Annotated in this window: 12 protein-coding genes and 1 pseudogene; 4 read left to right on the top strand and 9 right to left on the bottom strand. The window is 71.4% G+C overall.

Going from position 1 to position 16,222, the window contains the following annotated elements:
• Positions 1-28 precede the first annotated feature (28 nt).
• From AB0M36_RS23975 to AB0M36_RS23965, 3 genes are all read right to left on the bottom strand, one after another.
• A complete protein-coding gene (locus tag AB0M36_RS23975; RefSeq protein ID WP_364161044.1) occupies positions 29-1,156 on the bottom strand; it encodes a GGDEF domain-containing protein in 1,128 nt (375 codons plus the stop codon).
• Positions 1,157-1,301: 145 nt separating this feature from the next.
• Entirely contained in the window at positions 1,302-4,205 is a 2,904-nt protein-coding gene (locus AB0M36_RS23970; RefSeq protein WP_364161042.1) for a discoidin domain-containing protein, read from the bottom strand.
• 141 nt (positions 4,206-4,346) lie between these two features.
• Positions 4,347-5,006: a TetR/AcrR family transcriptional regulator gene (locus AB0M36_RS23965; RefSeq protein ID WP_364161041.1), complete on the bottom strand. Its 660-nt coding sequence runs from the start codon at positions 5,004-5,006 to the stop codon at positions 4,347-4,349.
• 49 nt (positions 5,007-5,055) lie between these two features.
• Here AB0M36_RS23965 and AB0M36_RS23960 point away from each other — a divergent pair, with 49 nt between their 5' ends.
• On the top strand, positions 5,056-5,889 hold the full coding sequence (locus AB0M36_RS23960; protein WP_364161040.1) for an alpha/beta fold hydrolase: 834 nt from the start codon (positions 5,056-5,058) through the stop codon (positions 5,887-5,889).
• Between the two features lie 59 nt (positions 5,890-5,948).
• Here the strand turns inward: AB0M36_RS23960 and AB0M36_RS23955 are convergent.
• Positions 5,949-6,530 (bottom strand): annotated as a pseudogene (locus AB0M36_RS23955) (GPP34 family phosphoprotein); the annotation flags it as partial.
• Positions 6,531-6,655: 125 nt separating this feature from the next.
• Between AB0M36_RS23955 and AB0M36_RS23950 the strand changes: the two are divergent.
• Entirely contained in the window at positions 6,656-6,886 is a 231-nt protein-coding gene (locus tag AB0M36_RS23950) for a hypothetical protein (protein ID WP_364161038.1), read from the top strand.
• Between the two features lie 16 nt (positions 6,887-6,902).
• Here the strand turns inward: AB0M36_RS23950 and AB0M36_RS23945 are convergent, their stop codons facing one another.
• The 5 genes from AB0M36_RS23945 to AB0M36_RS23925 all read right to left on the bottom strand — a co-directional run bounded on the left by AB0M36_RS23945 (position 6,903) and on the right by AB0M36_RS23925 (position 11,573).
• The gene (locus AB0M36_RS23945; protein ID WP_364161036.1) at positions 6,903-7,355 is read right to left on the bottom strand and encodes a DoxX family protein; all 453 of its coding nucleotides are present in this window, start codon (positions 7,353-7,355) and stop codon (positions 6,903-6,905) included.
• A 540-nt stretch (positions 7,356-7,895) separates the two neighbouring features.
• Entirely contained in the window at positions 7,896-8,447 is a 552-nt protein-coding gene (locus tag AB0M36_RS23940) for a hypothetical protein (protein WP_364161034.1), read from the bottom strand.
• 47 nt (positions 8,448-8,494) lie between these two features.
• Positions 8,495-9,169 (bottom strand): hypothetical protein, encoded by a 675-nt coding sequence (locus tag AB0M36_RS23935; protein ID WP_364161032.1) that lies wholly within the window; start codon positions 9,167-9,169, stop codon positions 8,495-8,497.
• Between the two features lie 87 nt (positions 9,170-9,256).
• Complete coding sequence (locus AB0M36_RS23930) at positions 9,257-10,837, bottom strand: ATP-binding protein (protein WP_364161030.1); 1,581 nt, start codon at positions 10,835-10,837, stop codon at positions 9,257-9,259.
• 76 nt (positions 10,838-10,913) lie between these two features.
• Positions 10,914-11,573 (bottom strand): helix-turn-helix domain-containing protein, encoded by a 660-nt coding sequence (locus AB0M36_RS23925; RefSeq protein ID WP_364161028.1) that lies wholly within the window; start codon positions 11,571-11,573, stop codon positions 10,914-10,916.
• 63 nt (positions 11,574-11,636) lie between these two features.
• Between AB0M36_RS23925 and AB0M36_RS23920 the strand changes: the two genes are divergently transcribed.
• Both AB0M36_RS23920 and AB0M36_RS23915 read left to right on the top strand, forming a co-directional pair.
• A complete protein-coding gene (locus AB0M36_RS23920) occupies positions 11,637-12,077 on the top strand; it encodes a PaaI family thioesterase (RefSeq protein ID WP_364161026.1) in 441 nt (146 codons plus the stop codon).
• Between the two features lie 140 nt (positions 12,078-12,217).
• Positions 12,218-16,150 (top strand): Pls/PosA family non-ribosomal peptide synthetase, encoded by a 3,933-nt coding sequence (locus AB0M36_RS23915; protein ID WP_364161024.1) that lies wholly within the window; start codon positions 12,218-12,220, stop codon positions 16,148-16,150.
• The last annotated feature ends 72 nt before the right edge of the window (positions 16,151-16,222 follow it).

Genomic DNA, 16,222 nt, shown 5'->3' with positions numbered 1-16,222 from the left:
CGGGCGGATGCGTGCAGGACAGAGCAGATCAACAACCGCCCGGGGCGGCCCCCCCCCCCCCCCCCCCCCCCCCGCCCCCCCCCCCCCCCCCCCCCCCGCCCCCCCCCCGCGCCACCCCCGAGACCCGCACCGCCGGAGCCACCCGGTCGGCCCCGTCGCGTGCTCTGGCCACCGCCTTCGCGGACGGCAGGGGGCGCTCACGCGCCAGCTTGTCCTCGTAGACCCGGGCGTCAGCGATGCGTCGCAGCTCCTCCGGCGTCGCCGCGTCATCCGGAAAGCAGGCGTAACCGAGACTGGCGGGAGCGGTCCCGTCGAGGGCGTCCCGCAGCCGGTGAACGACGGCGGCCGCCCCGTCCGCGCCGGTGTCAGCGATCACGGCGGCGAACTCGTCGCCGCCGAGGCGACCGACGGCGTCGTGCGCCCGCACCACTGCGGCGAGCCGGTCCGCGGTCCAGGTCAGCAGCCGGTCGCCGGTCTGGTGGCCGTACCTGTCGTTGATCTCCTTGAACCGGTCGAGGTCGGCGAGGACCAACGTCAGGGACCTGCCGGACCGCCGGGCCTCGGTGAACTCCGCCTCCAGCCGCTCGTCGAAGCCGCGGCGGTTGAGCGCCTGGGTCAGCGGATCGACCCGCGACATCTCGGCCAGCCGCCGGCGCAGCGAGACCAGCGCGCCCGCGTGCCGCACGCACAGGTAGCCCAGCCCGCCGAAGCCGAGACCGAACACGACGGCGTACCCCGAGGGGGCCGGCTCGCCGAGCACCGCGACGCCCCCGTACGCCGCGGCGCCCACCAGCCCCTGCACCGCGAAGGCGCGCGGCGGTGTGACCAGCGCCAGGAAGATCATCGAGAAGGGTAGGAGCGAGCCCATCGGACTGGCGACGCCGCCGTCGAGCAGACCGAGCACGGCGGTACCGACGATGAAGACCAGGGTCCCGGCCATCCGTACGGGCCGCTCGACCCGGCTCGCGGCGAGCGCGGCGGCGCACCACCAGGTGATCCCGCACAGGGTCAGCACCGCTGACGAGACCAGCAGCATCGAGGAGCGGTTGGGGCCGTCCGGGGTGATCAGCGCGTAGGCCGTCGCGATGAGCGGAGCGCCCAGCCCGCGCACGGCGCCGGCGCGGATGGCGCGTACCCGTGCCGGCGCGGTGCGCACGACAGGTGCACCGCCAGCAACCGGCATCTTCACGGCCTTCCGTTCGCCCCGACGTTCCGACCCGCCTAATCGCCCGGATTCGCCCGCACCTGAGCACCCGGTGCGCCAGCTTGCCCCCGGCGGCCCGTCTTACGGTGCGTACGGTTCAGCCGATGCGGATGGTTTTCGCGATGCTGGGGACGCCTTGCGCGTCCATTGCGAAGAGCATCCAGTAGCCGGGCAGCGCGACCCCCCGGTCCGCCGGGATGGTGAGCCGGTAACCGCCCGTGACCGCCGTCGGTGCCAGGGCGAGGCGGCGCTGGTCCGTGTTCACGCTGTGTGTCGCCGTGCCCATGCGCACGATCGCGAACGAGGACACCGCCCGGTTGGTCGCCACGGTGATCGACGTACCGTTGGCGGCCGTCGCCGGGGCCGTGGTGATGACCGGCCGGGACGCCGGGGTGCCGTCGGGGTTGAGCAGGTTCGGCGGGGTGAAGATCTCGCTGTCGAAGTGGTTGGTGCCGCAGCCGCCGCAGAGGCCGCCGCCGCCGGTGAAGACACGCGCGTCGGGCATCAGGGTCGCCACGCTGTGGTAGGTGCGCGGGATCGCCGACGACGCCAGGGTGGTGAACGACTCGGTGGCCGGGTTCCACATCTCGGCGCTGAGCACCGCGGTGTTGTCCGAGAACGGCACCGGGAAGTTCTGTCCGCCGAACACCACGACCTTGCCGTCCGGCAGGACCACGCTGTTGGCGAACGAGCGGGCGTTCGCCATGGAGCTGGTCCGGCGGGCGGCGACCGTGGTGCCGGAGATGGTCAGGGCGTACGCGCTGGTGCTGGCGTTGACGTTCTCGTACGAGGTGGCTCCCCCGACCGTCAGGATCTTGCCGGCGTCGTACATCACCGCGTTGCCGTTCATGGCGTCCACGTCGTCGGCGCGGGTGCCGGCCGGGGTGGTGCCTCCGGTGCCCGTCGTCGAGTACCAGTTCATCGCCCGGCTCGGACCGGCCTGCAGCACCGTGCCGGCGCTCCACGCGAACAACCAGGCGTGGTTGTCCTTGCGGTAGTCGCCGTTGGGGTTGGCGTCCGCGGTCAGCATCGGTTCGGCCCGGGCGCCGGGCAGGGCGGTCCAGCCGGCCGCCGTCGAGTACACCTCGCCGGCCTTGTGCGGGGTGCCGCCGGTGCCGCCGACCGGTCCGCTCCACGATCCGCCGATGGTGAACACCCGGCCGTCGGAGAGGGTGGTGCTCGACTGGTATCCGCGGGCGGTGGTCATCGCCGGGCCGGTCGTCCAGGCGTCGGTGGCCGGGTTGTAGAGGCTGGTCTTGGCGCTGTCGTTGCCGCCGGTGACGACGAGGCGGCCGTCCGGCAGCACCGAGATTCCGGGACAGAACATGTCGTGACCGGTCTCGGTGACGGTCCGCTGGGTGACCACGCCGGTCGACGGATCGTAGGTGGCGGTGACGGTGCGCCCGCTGCCGCCCGCGAACGTGTCCCGTGCGAAGGCCGACCACGTGAGGATCTTGCCGTTGGGCAGCTGGGCGGCGGCGACGGGCACGAGCGGGAAGCCGACCGGCGCACTCCAGATGCCGCGGGTCGGTGCCGCCGATCCGCTGGGACCCAACAGATTGATCTCCGCGGCGCTGCTCCAGGGTCCGCGCGAGCCCGCCTCGGATTCCGCCGTCAGCCGCACGTAGCGCGCCGTCACCGGCGGGAACACCACGGTTTGCAGCGCCGGGTTGTCCGGGAAGGCACCGCCGGTCACCCGCGGGCTCCACGCCGTACCGTCGGAGCTGGTTTCGATCTTGTAGCGGCCGATGCGACCGTTCGGCGAGGCGGCCGGTCGCGGCAGATAAGCCAGACCACCCACGCGTACGGCGGACCTCAGGTCGACGGTCAGCGAGTGCGGCAGCGGCGCGGGCGGGGTGCTGCTCCACGCCGAGTGCCAGATCGTGGCGGCGTTGCCGTCCAGGACGTTGGCCGCCGCGCCGTTCTCCCGGGCGGTCTCCTGGTCGGAGGCGGTCACGGTCCAGCCGGTGCGGGCCAGGGTCGGATCGGCCCGACCGAGCAGGTTGATCTCCGCGGCGCTGGTCCACGGTCCGCGGTTGCCGGCCTCGGTCAGCGCGGTGAGGCGCACGTAGCGCGCGAGCCGCGGGTCGAAGGTGATGGTCTGCGCGGTGCTGACGTCCGCGAAAGCGCCGGTCGCCGCCGCGACACCCCACGTCGCGCCGTCCGTGCTGGTCTCCACCCGGTACTGCCCGATGTTCCCGTTGCGGCTCCCGCCCTGTCGGGGCAGGTAGCTCAGCCCGGAGACCAGGTGGACCGCCTTCGTGTCCACGGTGATCCGGTGCGGCAGCGGCGCCGCGGGCGCGACACTCCAGGCCGTATGCCAGATCGTCGCGGTGTTGCCGTCGAGCACGTTGGCGGCCGCCCCGTTCTCCGCCGCGGTCTCCTGGCTGTCCGCCGATACCGACCATCCGGTACGCGCGAGCGCCGGGTCGGTGCCACCCAACAGGTTGATCTCCGCCGCCGCCGACCACAGTCCCCGCTCGCCCGCCTCGGTGAGCGCGGTCAGGCGCACGAACCGGGTCAGCACGGTCGCGAAGCTGGAGGTCTTGACCACCTCGTCGTCGGCGAACGTCCCGGTCGCCACGTCGGTGTACACGGAGCCGTCGGCGCTGATGGAGATCCGGTACCGGCCGATCCGCCCGTTCGCCGAGTCGGACGGCGGCAGGTAGGTCAGCGCGCCGACCGCGACCAGGTTGCCGGTGTCGATGGTGAACGTGTGGGGGAGCGCGGTCGCCGCCGTACGCCAGGTGGTCGCCGGATTGTTGTCGATGGCCTTACCGGCGCCCGTCGCACTCGGTGAGCTGTCCGCGGTGACCTTCCAGCCGGTGCGCGGCAACGGTGCCGGCGTGGCGACCGCGACCGGCACCATCCGCGGCATGAGATGCGCGGCGTGCGGGTCGCTCGCCGCTGGTTCTCCGGATCGGTGTGCGATCACCACCGCGCCCGTACACGCGCACATGATCAGCGTCGCCGTGCCCCGCGACCACCATTTCGCCGACATTTCGCCCCCGAGGTGAGAGCCCGCCTGATGCGGTCACTCAACCCCAGGTCTTTCGCGGAAAGAATCGGTGGATCGATTGGTGGAAATAGGCGGATGGTGTGCCGCGCCGGCCGTTCGGGTCATCCACTGTGCATGGTCGCTCTAGGTGGCGAGCAATCCGGCCAGGAGACCGCGCAGCGTACGTTCGAAAAGATCCCGGTCCGGTGCCGGCGCTGAGGGTCGCGCGACCGCCGCGGCCAGGTGGGGATATGCCGTGAAGTCGACGCCGGCGAGGGTCAGCGCGTCGCCGCCCGCCTCGCTGCGGGCGAACAGCGTCACGACTCCGGTCATCATCGCGATCGCTTCGAACTTGGCGGTGGAGTCGCAGCCGAGCGGTTGCAGGACCCGCAGGCAGTTGTCGAACCAGGCGAGGGTGTGCGGTCCGATGCCGGAGCTTCGGTGGCTGACGTCGAGCAGCCACGGGTGCGACCGGTACAGCGCGAGCTGTCGGCGGCCGAGCAGCACCATCGTGTCCAGCCAGTCGCCGTCGGCCTCCGGATAGGGACGTAGTCCCGCCGCTGCCGCGTCGGTCATCAGATCCAGAAGGTCGTCCCGCGAGGACAGGTAGCGGTACAGCGACCCGGCGCTGGTGCCCAGGGCAGTGGCGACCGCGCGCATCGACACGGCGGCGAGGCCCGCGGCGTCCGCGAGGGTGATGGCCGCCGCGACGATGCCCTCGCGGCTGTGTCCGGGGGTGGGGCCGCGGCTGCCGCGGACGGGCCGCGTCCAGATGGGCTGCGGATCCCGGCTCGCGTTGTTCACCCCTTCACTGTAAACTGCGAACCACGTTCGCAGTTTTGGGAGGCGCGACATGGAACGGATCAGAGCCGGCGACGGCGCACACATCGTTCTGCACTCCACGGGCCAGGGACCCGGCATCGTCGTCGTGCACGGCGGCGGAGTGACCATCGACATCTACCGCCGCCTGGCGGCCGCCCTGGCCGACCGCTTCACCGTGCACCTCTACAACCGGCGAGGACGGGCGGACGCACCGCCGAGATCCCAGCCGTACACGTTCGCCCAGGAGATCGACGACCTCGCCGCCGTTCTCGCACACACCGGCACCGGCAACGTCATCGGCCACAGCGCCGGCGGCTTCATCGCACTCCAGGCCGCACTCCGGTTGCCGATCGACCGTCTCGCCCTCTACGACGCCGCGATCTCGATCGACGGCAGCTTCCCCGCCGCCTGGCTCGACCAAGCCTGGGAGGCGGCCAACGCCGGCAACACCGCCCTCGCCATGGCACTCACCAGCGCGGGCATCAATACGCACCTGGCGACGTCGAAGCTGCCGCTCGCCGTACAGGTCGCGATCTGCCGCCTGTTCCTCCGCACGCCGATCGGGCGCGACATGGGCGAACTCCTGGCGATGACCTTCGAGGAGTCCCACCAGATCCGGCTGCACGACGGTCCCGCCGACCAGTGGTCCGCCGTCAACGCCGAGGTTCTCCTCGCCTGCGGCGCCAATGGTCCTCGTTACTACGTCCAGAGCAACGAGGCTTTGGCGCGTGCCCTGCCGCACGCCCGGACGATGCTGATTCCCCGCAGCGGCCACGACGCCGTCAACCGGGCCCATCGCAGGCTGACCGAGCCGCTCACCGCCTTCTTCGCCTGCCCTTCGTCTTCACAGCGGGAGAGTGTGTAGGGCCAGTAGGGGGAGGTGGCCAGGGCGCCGATGGCGGTGCGGACGGCGTCGGCGACCTCGGGGATCGCGGCGGCGGGCCAGTCCGGGTCGAACCAGCGGACCAGCTCGGCGATCCGATGCGTCACGCCGCGCAACAGGTCGCTGATCTCGGTGTCGGTGAGATCCACGACCAGACAGTGCTGCAGGTTCAGCGCCCAGGTCAGCGCGCAGAGCGCGTCGATGTGCGGTTCCGGCCACTGTCCGCCCTCGATGCGATAGCGGACGCTCTGCCGCACCCTGGCGGCGGGGGCGATCCGGGTCAGCTCGTACCGGGTGCGGCCCCACCGGCGGTCGCGGGTGATGACATCCTTGGTGATCAGCGCGTCCAGGGTCTGGTCGTAGGGCTCGGGGCCGGGCTCGCGCAGCAGCAGGTGGAGCCCGGGAGTGTGCCGCAGGTTCCCGATCATGGTCAGGACCTGGTGGGTGACGGGATCACCGGCCGGGCCGGGATTGTAGGAACGGTGCAGGTAGGGGCTGCCGTGCACAATGTGGACGCGTTTGGCGATGAGCAGGTCGATCAGCGCGGCGCCGGCGAGCCCGACCCCGATTGCGGGCACGTGCAGGTGGGGTTTGAGGCTGCGGGTTTCGTCGTGGGCGAGCATGAACAGTTGCTCGCGTACCGATGGCAGATCGCCGCACAGGGCTGGATATGCCAGGGGAGAGCGCCGGAGCGGCGTGGCCCAGGGATACGAGGTCGCGGGCGGAACCACCCGAGGGCGTAACGACCTTGTGCACAGTAGAGCGGGTCGGCGTGGTGGGGGCGCCGCCCGAGCAGCGGACCGCCCAGGAACACGACCGCGAACGCCGGTCCTCGCAACGGATCGCGGTCGAGCACACCATCGCGGAGCTGAAATGGTGGCGCGTCTTGCAACGCTTCACCGGCCGACGCGAGTTGCTCCCCGAGACCGCCGTCGCCGTCGCCAGTTCAAACACCAAGGCACTGCGCACAAGGTCGTAAGGGCGTCGGGCTGTGTCTACGGCACCCTGACCGCGGGCTCCGCGTCCGCGGCTTGGTGGGCCGAGGCGTTCCTGCGAGAGCGCAGCAGGGTGTCGAGCGACCAGGGCCCGGCGCCGACCACGGCGATCGTCAGGAAGCTCCAGCAGAACAGGGCCGCGAGATCACCGCCGTTCTGCAGCGGCAGCAGTGCAAGGGGTTGGTGAACGGTGAAGTACGCGTAGGCCATGGAACCGGAAGCAAGGATCGCGGCGGTTGTCGTCAGCAGGCCGACCAGCACGAGCAGGCCGCACACCAGTTGGATGACGCCGGCATACCAGCCGGGCCAGCTGCCCACCGGCAAGGCGTGTCCTTGGCCCCGGTTGCCGCCGAAGATGCCGAACACCGTCGCCACCCCGTGCAAGGTGAACAGCAGTCCGATCACTATCCGGAACAGTGTCCAGACAGTTTCCGTCAAGCGAGTTCCGCGCATTTTGACCTCCTTGCAGCACTGATTGTATTCTCCTGATTCTTATGCATTTCTCCTGTGTCCTATTCCTGTCTCCTGGATGTGCCGATATCGCGGATCCTAGGCACGACGCAGGAAAAAGGCTTCTCCCGCCTTGCTTGCTCAGTTGATTGTTTGCGGCGCCGAACGAAGCGTACGAATTGCAGCAAAAGGCGATCGACCGGCTCGATTGGCCGTCATGTGGGACTCGGGGGCCGACAAGAGGCATCGCGAGGATCCGGTCATCACGGTGCCCGGGCGGCCTTCCCCTACGGTGCGCTCGGCACAGGCATGCGTGGCGCCTCGGGGGGGGCGTTGGTTCTCCATGTTCCTGTAGCCCGATCGTCGTTCAGTGTTGATCGGAGGTGGTGAAGCTCCACGGGTATCACTAGGCCTGCCGGTCCCGTGTGCTCACTCGACGGTCCTTGCCGCACTGCTGGCAACGTCGGATATCGCACCTGCCGGAATATCTCGGCTCCAAGCCGAAATGCCGTGAGCGCCGCGAGTGGCTGGATGCTGGACGTGCTAATCGCTGTTGAGCAATTCCAGGGTCCAGGAGAGGGTGGTGTCGGTGGTGAGGGCGCCATCGCGGACGGCGATGCCGGGGCTTTCAAGTTGTTCGCAGAGGTAGTCGTCGAGGGTGCGTTCGCGGGAGTCCGCGCCGGCGGGTGTGCCGTCGTGGCGGGCGATCAGCAGTGCGTCACCGTCGAGGAGGTCCTCGAGTCGGATGCCGGGTTCTGGTTCGTCGGCCGGTGGCTGCCATGCTTGCGTGCTCACCCAGAACGCGGGCGGCTGTTCATGCGGGTGGTTTTCCGCGTGGACCACGATCGCCGGGACGACCACGTCGAGTATTCGGGCGGCGAGCCGGCTGGGCGGTTCATCGACGAGGCTGCGCGGCACCTGCAGATGCAGGTGACCCTGGTCGGTGTCGAGGTGGGCGCTCACTGCCGGCGCGGTGTCGGAGTCAGGGTCGTCCGGGGTGGTGACGGCGATGTGTAGCGGGTGATTTGTCGCCGCGGCGATGAACGAATGCCACAGTCCAAGGCAGTGCTCGACGGTGGTGATAGCGGTTTGCATCCTTTTCGACCTGGCGGCGGTGAGGCCGGCGGGGTCCGCCTTTCGGATCACGAGGGGGTCTGGATCGTCCATGCTGTCGCCTTCGCGTTGGGGGCGGAGAGGGTGTGCTGGTCGACGACCGTGCCGAGCGCCTCGCTGACTTCCCGGCATTGCCGGACGACGGCTGCCGAGGTGGGTTCCTTCACCGCGAGCAGGAGGTGATTGGGGCTCAGTGATGCAGCGAGGCGTTCCAGGTGCGCATTGATGTCGGCGTAGGAAAGCGGTGGTGGCGGCGGGTCGAACGGATCCCACACCTCGGGGTCGCCGCGGTCGGCGCCCGGACCGACAGCGGCAGGCATGCCGATGACATAGTGCTCGCCGATCGCGTGCAGGGCGTGCAACATCGCCTGGAACAGGCGCAGACCGAGCAGCCCGTCGCCCGGCTCGGCCAGCCAGGATGCCGGAATGCGTAGGTCGCAACGGATCGCCTTCGGTCCATTGGGTCCTCCGCCGCCTTTGGTCTTCAAGAGTTCGACGCCGACTGTTGCGTCGCTGCCCGGCAGTAGACGCATATTCACATAGCTGCGGGCGGGGAACCGGCGCCTGAGCCAGGCAGAGCCAGCGAAACAGCGGGTGACGCGCTCTGCCACCTCCGTCGAGACGGATCTCATCCGCTCATACAGCACGGGGTCGACCCCCGTCAGCGACTTGAACCGCGTGTACGGATCGAGCCAAAAGGTCATACCGGATATTCTACGAATATTTCGTTCGCGGCCGGTCAACCGCGCCACCTCGGATGGCGTATCAATTAGCCTGAATTGCCGGCGTCGTCAAACGGCGGCCGCGTGGGTGCGCTGGTGGATGGGTAGGCGGACGGTGAAGGTGGTGGCGGCCTCGTCGGGTTCGCTGACGGTGATGGTGCCGCCGTGTTGTTCGACGACGGCGCGGGCGAAGGTCAGGCCGAGGCCGGTGCCGGGTACGCCGCGGTGGTGGGCGGCGCCGGTGCGCATGAACAGGTCGAAGACGCGTTCGCGTTCGTCGGCGGGGATGCGGGGGCCGGTGTTGCTGATCGCGAAGACGGCGGTGTGGTCGTCGGCGTGCACGGTCACGCCGACGGTGCTGTCGGGCGGTGCCCAGGTGATGGCGTTGGTGAGCAGTTCGTCGATGACGGCGCGGAGGCGATGGGGGTCGGCTTCGATCGTTACCTGTGGTGGGGCGTTGACCGCCACGGCGACCGTCGAGTCGGCAGCGGCGTCGTCGGCGGCGGTGTGCGCCAGGGCGGCGAGGTCCAGCGGTGCGGGCTGCAGGGTGAGGTGGCCGGAGCGGGTGCCGGCGACGTCGAGGAGTTTGGCGATCAGTGCGTGCACCCGGACGGTGTTGCGGTTCATCACGTCGAGCATCTGGGCGCGCTCGTCGGCGGGCATGTCGGGTTCGGAGCGCAGCGTGTCGGTGTAGGACTGGATGCTGGTCAGCGGGGTGCGCAGCTCGTGACCGACGAGCGCGATGTATTCGTTGCGGGTCTGGTCGAGTTCGGCGGCGAACTGTTCGGCGCGGCGGCGTTCGAGGAACTCGCCGAGGTGCGCGGCGATGCCGGTCATCACGGCGGTGCGGGTGTCGTCCGGGGTTTCGCGGTGGTCGCTGTAGCAGACCAGGACGCCGAGGGTGACCGAGCCGCTGGGAATCGGTACGGCGATCGCTCCGCGCAGGGTGCCCCAGTCGCTTCTCTGCCGCGCCGCGTCGGCGTCGGCGTGCAGATCCGCCGACCACCTGGGGTTGGAGGCGCGCCACGCGCGGCCGGCCACGCCTTCGCCCTCGACGAGGTGGGCGGGTAGTTCGCAGGGCAGCCGGTGGCCCTGGGCCGCCCAGCACGGGCCGCGGCGCAGCACCTGTCCCACCGGGTCGACGGCCCAGAATTCGGTGGCCGCCCAGTCGAGCCTGTCGCCGATGAGGTCCACCGCGTTGGCGAGCATGGTGTCTGAGGGTTCTGATTGGGACAGCAGCTCGGATACTTGCAGCTCGCAGTCCTTGAGCAGCTCGGCGCGCCGCTGGGCGGTGGTCTCGTGCAGGGCGATGACGGCGGCGACCGGGCCGCCGTCGGTGACCGCGCTGCCGTGGACGCGAAACGATCGCCAGCCGCCGTCGGGCGGGGTGAACACGACCTCGGTGGCGGCGAGCTTGTCGCCGGCCATCACGCGCGCCATGAGTGAGTCCTCGGCGCTCAGGCGGCGACCGTGCTCGTCTGTCACGGTGAGGTGCTCGAGCCAGGAGGGGACGGGTACGGCGTCGATCAAGGGACCGAAGAGGTCGCGGGCGGCCTGGTTGCACAGCACGGGCCAGCCCTGCGCGTCGCAGCCGAGCACGACCGTCTCCAGGCTGTCGAGCACTGCCCGCAGCGTCTGATCGGATCCCATTGGCCCACCTTTCGACGCTGTTGCACCATTCTAGCGATCGGTGGGTATGGCCGGATCAGCTTCGCGAGATGCGGCGTCAAGGGCGCAACGCGTATCCGGAGAACCAGGTCGGAAACGCCCTGCGGAGGGTCGCCGGCCCGGTAAGCCGGACGGTTTCGGCGCGCAGGAGCTGTCCCCATGACCGTTCCCCGAGCCAGAAGCGGGTCAGCTCCTCGAGGTCCGCGTCGACGCGCAGGTCGACCGGGTGGCCCGCGCTGTCCGTGCACAGCGTGACGTCGGGCCGCCGGACGTGCAGGTAGTACGGCCCCTCGGCCCGCGCCCGGAACGTCAGCCGCACCACCGTCAGCGCGGTCGGCAACCGCTCCGGACACAGCCGGCGGCGCAGGTCCCACACCAGCGGCTCGGGATCGAGGTGTTCCGGGCGCAGGCCGCGCCGGTCCCATTCGTACGCCCATCCGCCCAGGTCCCGCAGCACCGGTTCCAGAGCCCGCCCGGCCGGGGTCAGGGTGTACGTCGGACCGCTCGCCCCCGCCGCGCGCAGCACGAGCCCGGCGCGCTCCAGCTCGCGCAGCCGTTGCGTGAGCATCGTCCGGGAGATGCGGGGCAGGCCGCGCTGAAGCTCCGAGAACCGGCCGGCGCCGAGCAGCAACTCGCGCACCACCAGCAACGTCCACCGTTCGCCGAGCACTTCGAGCGCGCGGGCGACGGCGCAGAACTGACCGTAGCTGGCTCCCATGCCGGTGATGCTAGTCCGGAATCCGTACTTGATGATCTCGCCGAGATCGCTAGCGTCGGCGCCATGACCACGACACCGGTCGCCCGCTCGGGCGAGGAGTTTCTGCAGGCCATCATCGCCGGGGAGGTGCCGCGACCGCCGATCGCCGCGACCCTGCGGTTCGACCTCGTCGAGGTCGGTCCGGGCACGGCCGTCTTCGAGGGTGACGCGGGCGAGTTCGTGCACAACCCCATGGGCACCGTGCACGGGGGATATCTGGCGACCCTGCTCGACTCGGCGCTCGGCAGCGCCGTGCTCAGCCGGCTGCCCGCCGGCCGGGGCTACACGACGGTGCAGCTCAACATCCACCTGGTGCGGGGACTCACCGCCGGGCGGCTGCGGGCCGAGGCACGCGCGGTCCACGTGGGCCGGACGACCGCGACCGCCGAGGCGCGCCTGGTCGGCGTGGCGGACGGGAAGCTGTACGCGCACGCCACCACGACCTGCGCGATCCTGTCGGCTTGACCGCTTCCCGGTACGGGATGATCTGTGTCGAACGACACCGTCATCTCGCGCTCACCCGGCGTAACGTTGAGGGTCGCCCCGGGCGGAGTAAGCCCGTTGACGCCGATCCGTGAGGTGAAGATGGTGCGCGCCCGGTGACCATGACGACTGATCCGCGATCGGCTGCCCTTCCCGCCACCGAGCCGGTGGTGCCCGCGGTGTACCGGTCGTCGTCGGCCCCACCCCGCCGTACGCTGCTCGATATCCTCGACGAGACCGTCCGGGCGCATCCCGACGCCGCCGCCCTCGACAGCGGCGAGCAGAACGGCGGCGGGATGCACGGCGGCGGGAAGACGCTGACCTACCGTGAGCTGGCCGAACAGGTCGACGCCGTGCGGGTGTCGCTGGCCGGGCACGGGATCGGCGTCGGCGACCGGGTGGGCGTGCGGGTGCCGTCCGGCACGGCCGAGCTCTATCTCGCGATCCTCGGCGTGCTCGCCGTCGGTGCGGCCTATGTGCCCGTCGACGCGGACGATCCCGAGGAGCGTGCCGAGCTCGTCTTCGCCGAGGCGGGTGTGGCCGCTGTGCTCGGCGACGGTCTGACCGTGTCGCCACGTCGTACCCCCGTCGGCCGACCCGGCCGTCCCGGTCCGGCCGACGACGCCTGGATCATCTTCACCTCCGGCTCGACGGGCACCCCGAAGGGCGTCGCGGTCACCCACGCGGCGGCGGCCGCCTTCGTCGACGCCGAGGCGCGACTGTTCCTGGCGGGCGAGGACGTCGAGGCGATCAACCCTCACGACCGTGTGCTCGCCGGGCTCTCTGTGGCGTTCGACGCGTCCTGCGAGGAGATGTGGCTGGCGTGGCGGCACGGCGCGTGCCTGGTGCCCGCCGAGCGATCGCTCGTGCGCAGTGGCGTCGACCTGGGGCCGTGGCTGGCCGAGCAGCGCGTCTCCGTGGTGTCCACCGTGCCGACGCTGGCCGCGCTGTGGCCGGTCGAGGCGCTGGACGAGGTCCGGCTGCTGATCTTCGGCGGCGAGGCGTGCCCTCCGGAGCTCGCCGAGCGGCTGGCCGTCGAGGGACGCGAGGTGTGGAACACGTACGGGCCGACCGAGGCGACCGTCGTCGCCTGCGCCGCCCGGATGACCGGTGACGCTCCGGTGCGCATCGGGCTGCCGCTCGCCGGCTGGCAGCTCGCGGTCGTCGACCCGGCGGGCGAGCCGGTCGCGATGGGTGAGACCGGCGAGCTCGTGATCGGCGGGGTGGGACTCGCGCGCTACCTGGATCCGGGCAAGGACGCCGAGAAGTTCGCGCCGCTGCCCGCGCTCGGCTGGCGGCGGGCGTACCGAAGCGGGGATGTCGTCCGGGCGGAGCCCGAGGGTCTGGTGTTCGTCGGTCGCGGCGACGAGCAGATCAAGCTCGGCGGGCGCCGGATCGAGCTGGGTGAGGTCGACGCCGCGCTGCAGGCTCTGCCCGGGGTCGCCGGCGCGGCCGCGGCGGTGCGGCGGACCGCCGCGGGCAACCAGCTGCTCGTCGGCTACGTGGTTCCGCACGACGGCGCCGAGCTCGATCTCGCGGCGGCGACGCTGCGGATCCGGGAGCAACTGCCGGCCGCGCTCGTGCCGCTGCTGGCCGTGGTGGACGCGTTGCCGACCCGCACCTCCGGCAAGGTGGACCGCGCCGCGCTTCCCTGGCCGCTGGCCACCGCGACGGATGCGGCGGGTGAGCTGACCGCGACCGAGGAATGGCTGGCCGGCGGTTGGCAGGAGATCCTCGGCGTACGCCCCACCGCGGCGGACGCCGACTTCTTCACCAACGGCGGCGGGAGCCTGAGCGCGGCGCAGCTCGTGGCGTGGATTCGCCTGCGGCACCCGCGGGTGTCGGTGGCCGACATCTATCTGCACCCGAGGCTGTCGCAGCTCGCGGCGGTGCTCGCCGCGCTCGACACCACGGAGGCGGTCCGTCGGGAGATCAGGCCGATGCCGCGATGGTCCGGGCTGGTCCAGGGTGTGTTGCTGCTGCCGATGCTCACGCTGGTCGGGCTTCGCTGGATGACCGTCCTGGCCGCGCTGGGCAATGTCGCCGCGCTGGTCGTTCCCGCGCCGTGGGCGCCCGCCGTGTCCTGGTGGTGGGTGGCGCTGGGCTGGGTGCTGCTGTTCAGCCCGCTCGGCCGGATCGGCCTGGCGGCCCTGGGAGCGCGGCTGCTGCTGCGGGGCGTACGCCCGGGCAGCTACCCACGGGGCGGCGGCGTTCACCTGCGGCTGTGGGCCGCCGAGCGGCTCGCCGAGCTGACCGGCGCGACGGGCGTCGCCGGGGCGTCGTGGCTGATCACCTACGCCAGGGCGCTGGGGGCCGAGATCGGCCCCGACGTCGACCTGCATTCCGCGCCGCCGGTCACCGGCCTGCTCAAGCTCGGCAGCGGCGCGGCGATCGAGCCCGAGGTCGACCTGTCCGGTCACTGGGTCGACGGCGACCTCGTGCACGTCGGCAGGGTGCGCGTCGGCGCGGGAGCGCGGGTCGGGGCTCGCAGCACTCTGATGCCCGGCGCCCGGATCGGCAAGGGCGCGCGGGTCGCCGCCGGCTCGACCGTGGCCGGCGCCGTGCCGGCGAACCAGCGCTGGGCCGGCTCACCGGCCACACCCGCCGCCAAGGACGCGGGCGGGTGGCCCGCGCGGCGTCCCGTGCGATCGAGGCTGCGGTCCCGCTCCTGGGTTGCCGTGTACGCGCTGACCGCCCAGCTCATGGGGTTGCTGCCGGTCGTCGCCGCCCTGCCGTCGCTCGCCCTGCTCGGCGCGACGATCGCCGCCCAGCCGAGCGTCGGCGCCGTCCTGGCCGCCGTCGCGGTGGCGACGCTCGCCTACTTCGTCGGGTACGCGCTGCTGGTGCTCGTCGCCGTCCGGGCGTTGAGCATCGGCATGCGTGCCGGCTACCACCCCGTGCACGGGCGGGTGGCGTGGCAGGTGTGGTCCACCGAGCGGCTGATGGGTATGGCCCGGGTCGGGCTGTTCCCGCTGTACGCCAGCCTCTTCACGCCGGTGTGGCTGCGGCTGCTGGGCGCGAGGGTGGGGCGCGGGGTGGAGGTTTCCACCGTGCTGGCGCTGCCCGCGATGACCACGGTCGCCGACGGCGCGTTCCTGGCCGACGACACCATGGTCGCCACCTACGAGCTGAGCCACGGGTGGCTGCGGGTAGCCCCCGCCCGCATCGGCAAGCAGGCGTTCCTCGGCAACTCGGGGATGGCGGCGCCCGGCCGTTCGGTGCCCAAGCGGGGCCTGGTGGGCGTGCTGTCGTCGGCGCCGCGCAAGGCGAAGAAGGGCTCGTCGTGGCTCGGCGCCCCGCCGATGCCGTTGCGGCGTACGGTCGAATCGGCCGACACCAGCCGCACCTTCGACCCGCCGACGCGGCTGCGGGTCGCCCGGGCCGCGATCGAGCTGTGCCGGCTCGTCCCGGTGATGTGCGCCGCCGCGCTCGCCCTGGGTGTCCTCGCCGCGCTCGCGTTCGTGTGGCAGTTCGCCGGTGGGTGGGCGGCCGCGCTCGCCGCCGCCCCGGTGATGGTCGGCGCGGCGCTCGTCGCCGGCGCGACCGCGACGGCCGCGAAGTGGCTGCTGGTGGGGCGGTTCCGGGTCGCCGATCGCGCGCTGTGGACCTCGTTCGTGTGGCGCAACGAGCTTGCCGACACGTTCGTCGAGGTGCTTGCCGCGCCATGGCTGGTCCGCTTCGCGACCGGAACGCCGATGCTCGCCGCCTGGCTGCGGACGCTCGGCGTCTCGATCGGCCGGGGGGTGTGGCTCGAGACCTACTGGCTGCCCGAATACGACCTGGTGCGGCTCGGCGACGGCGCCACGGTGAATCGCGGTTGTGTGGTGCAGACCCACCTGTTCCATGATCGGGTCATGAGTATGGATGAGGTGACCCTGGGGGCGGGCGCGACGCTCGGCCCGCACGGCATCGTGCTGCCCGGCGCGAGCATCGGCGCGCGGACCACCGTGGGACCCGGTTCGCTGGTGACCCGGGGCGACGCCGTGCCCTGCGACAGCCGGTGGCGCGGCAACCCGATCGCGACCTGGCCGGCGCCGGCCGCCCAGCCGGCATGATTGCCTGCACCGAACCCTGCCTGGCGTACGCCGGCGACGGCCTTGACGGTGAGGGCCAGAAGGGCATGCCCA

The organism is Actinoplanes sp. NPDC051346 (assembly GCF_040682215.1).
In the GTDB taxonomy this organism is placed as follows: Bacteria; Actinomycetota; Actinomycetes; order Mycobacteriales; family Micromonosporaceae; genus Actinoplanes.
Note: the sequence above shows the minus strand (reverse complement) of the source record. Positions and strands in the feature narration are given on the sequence as shown.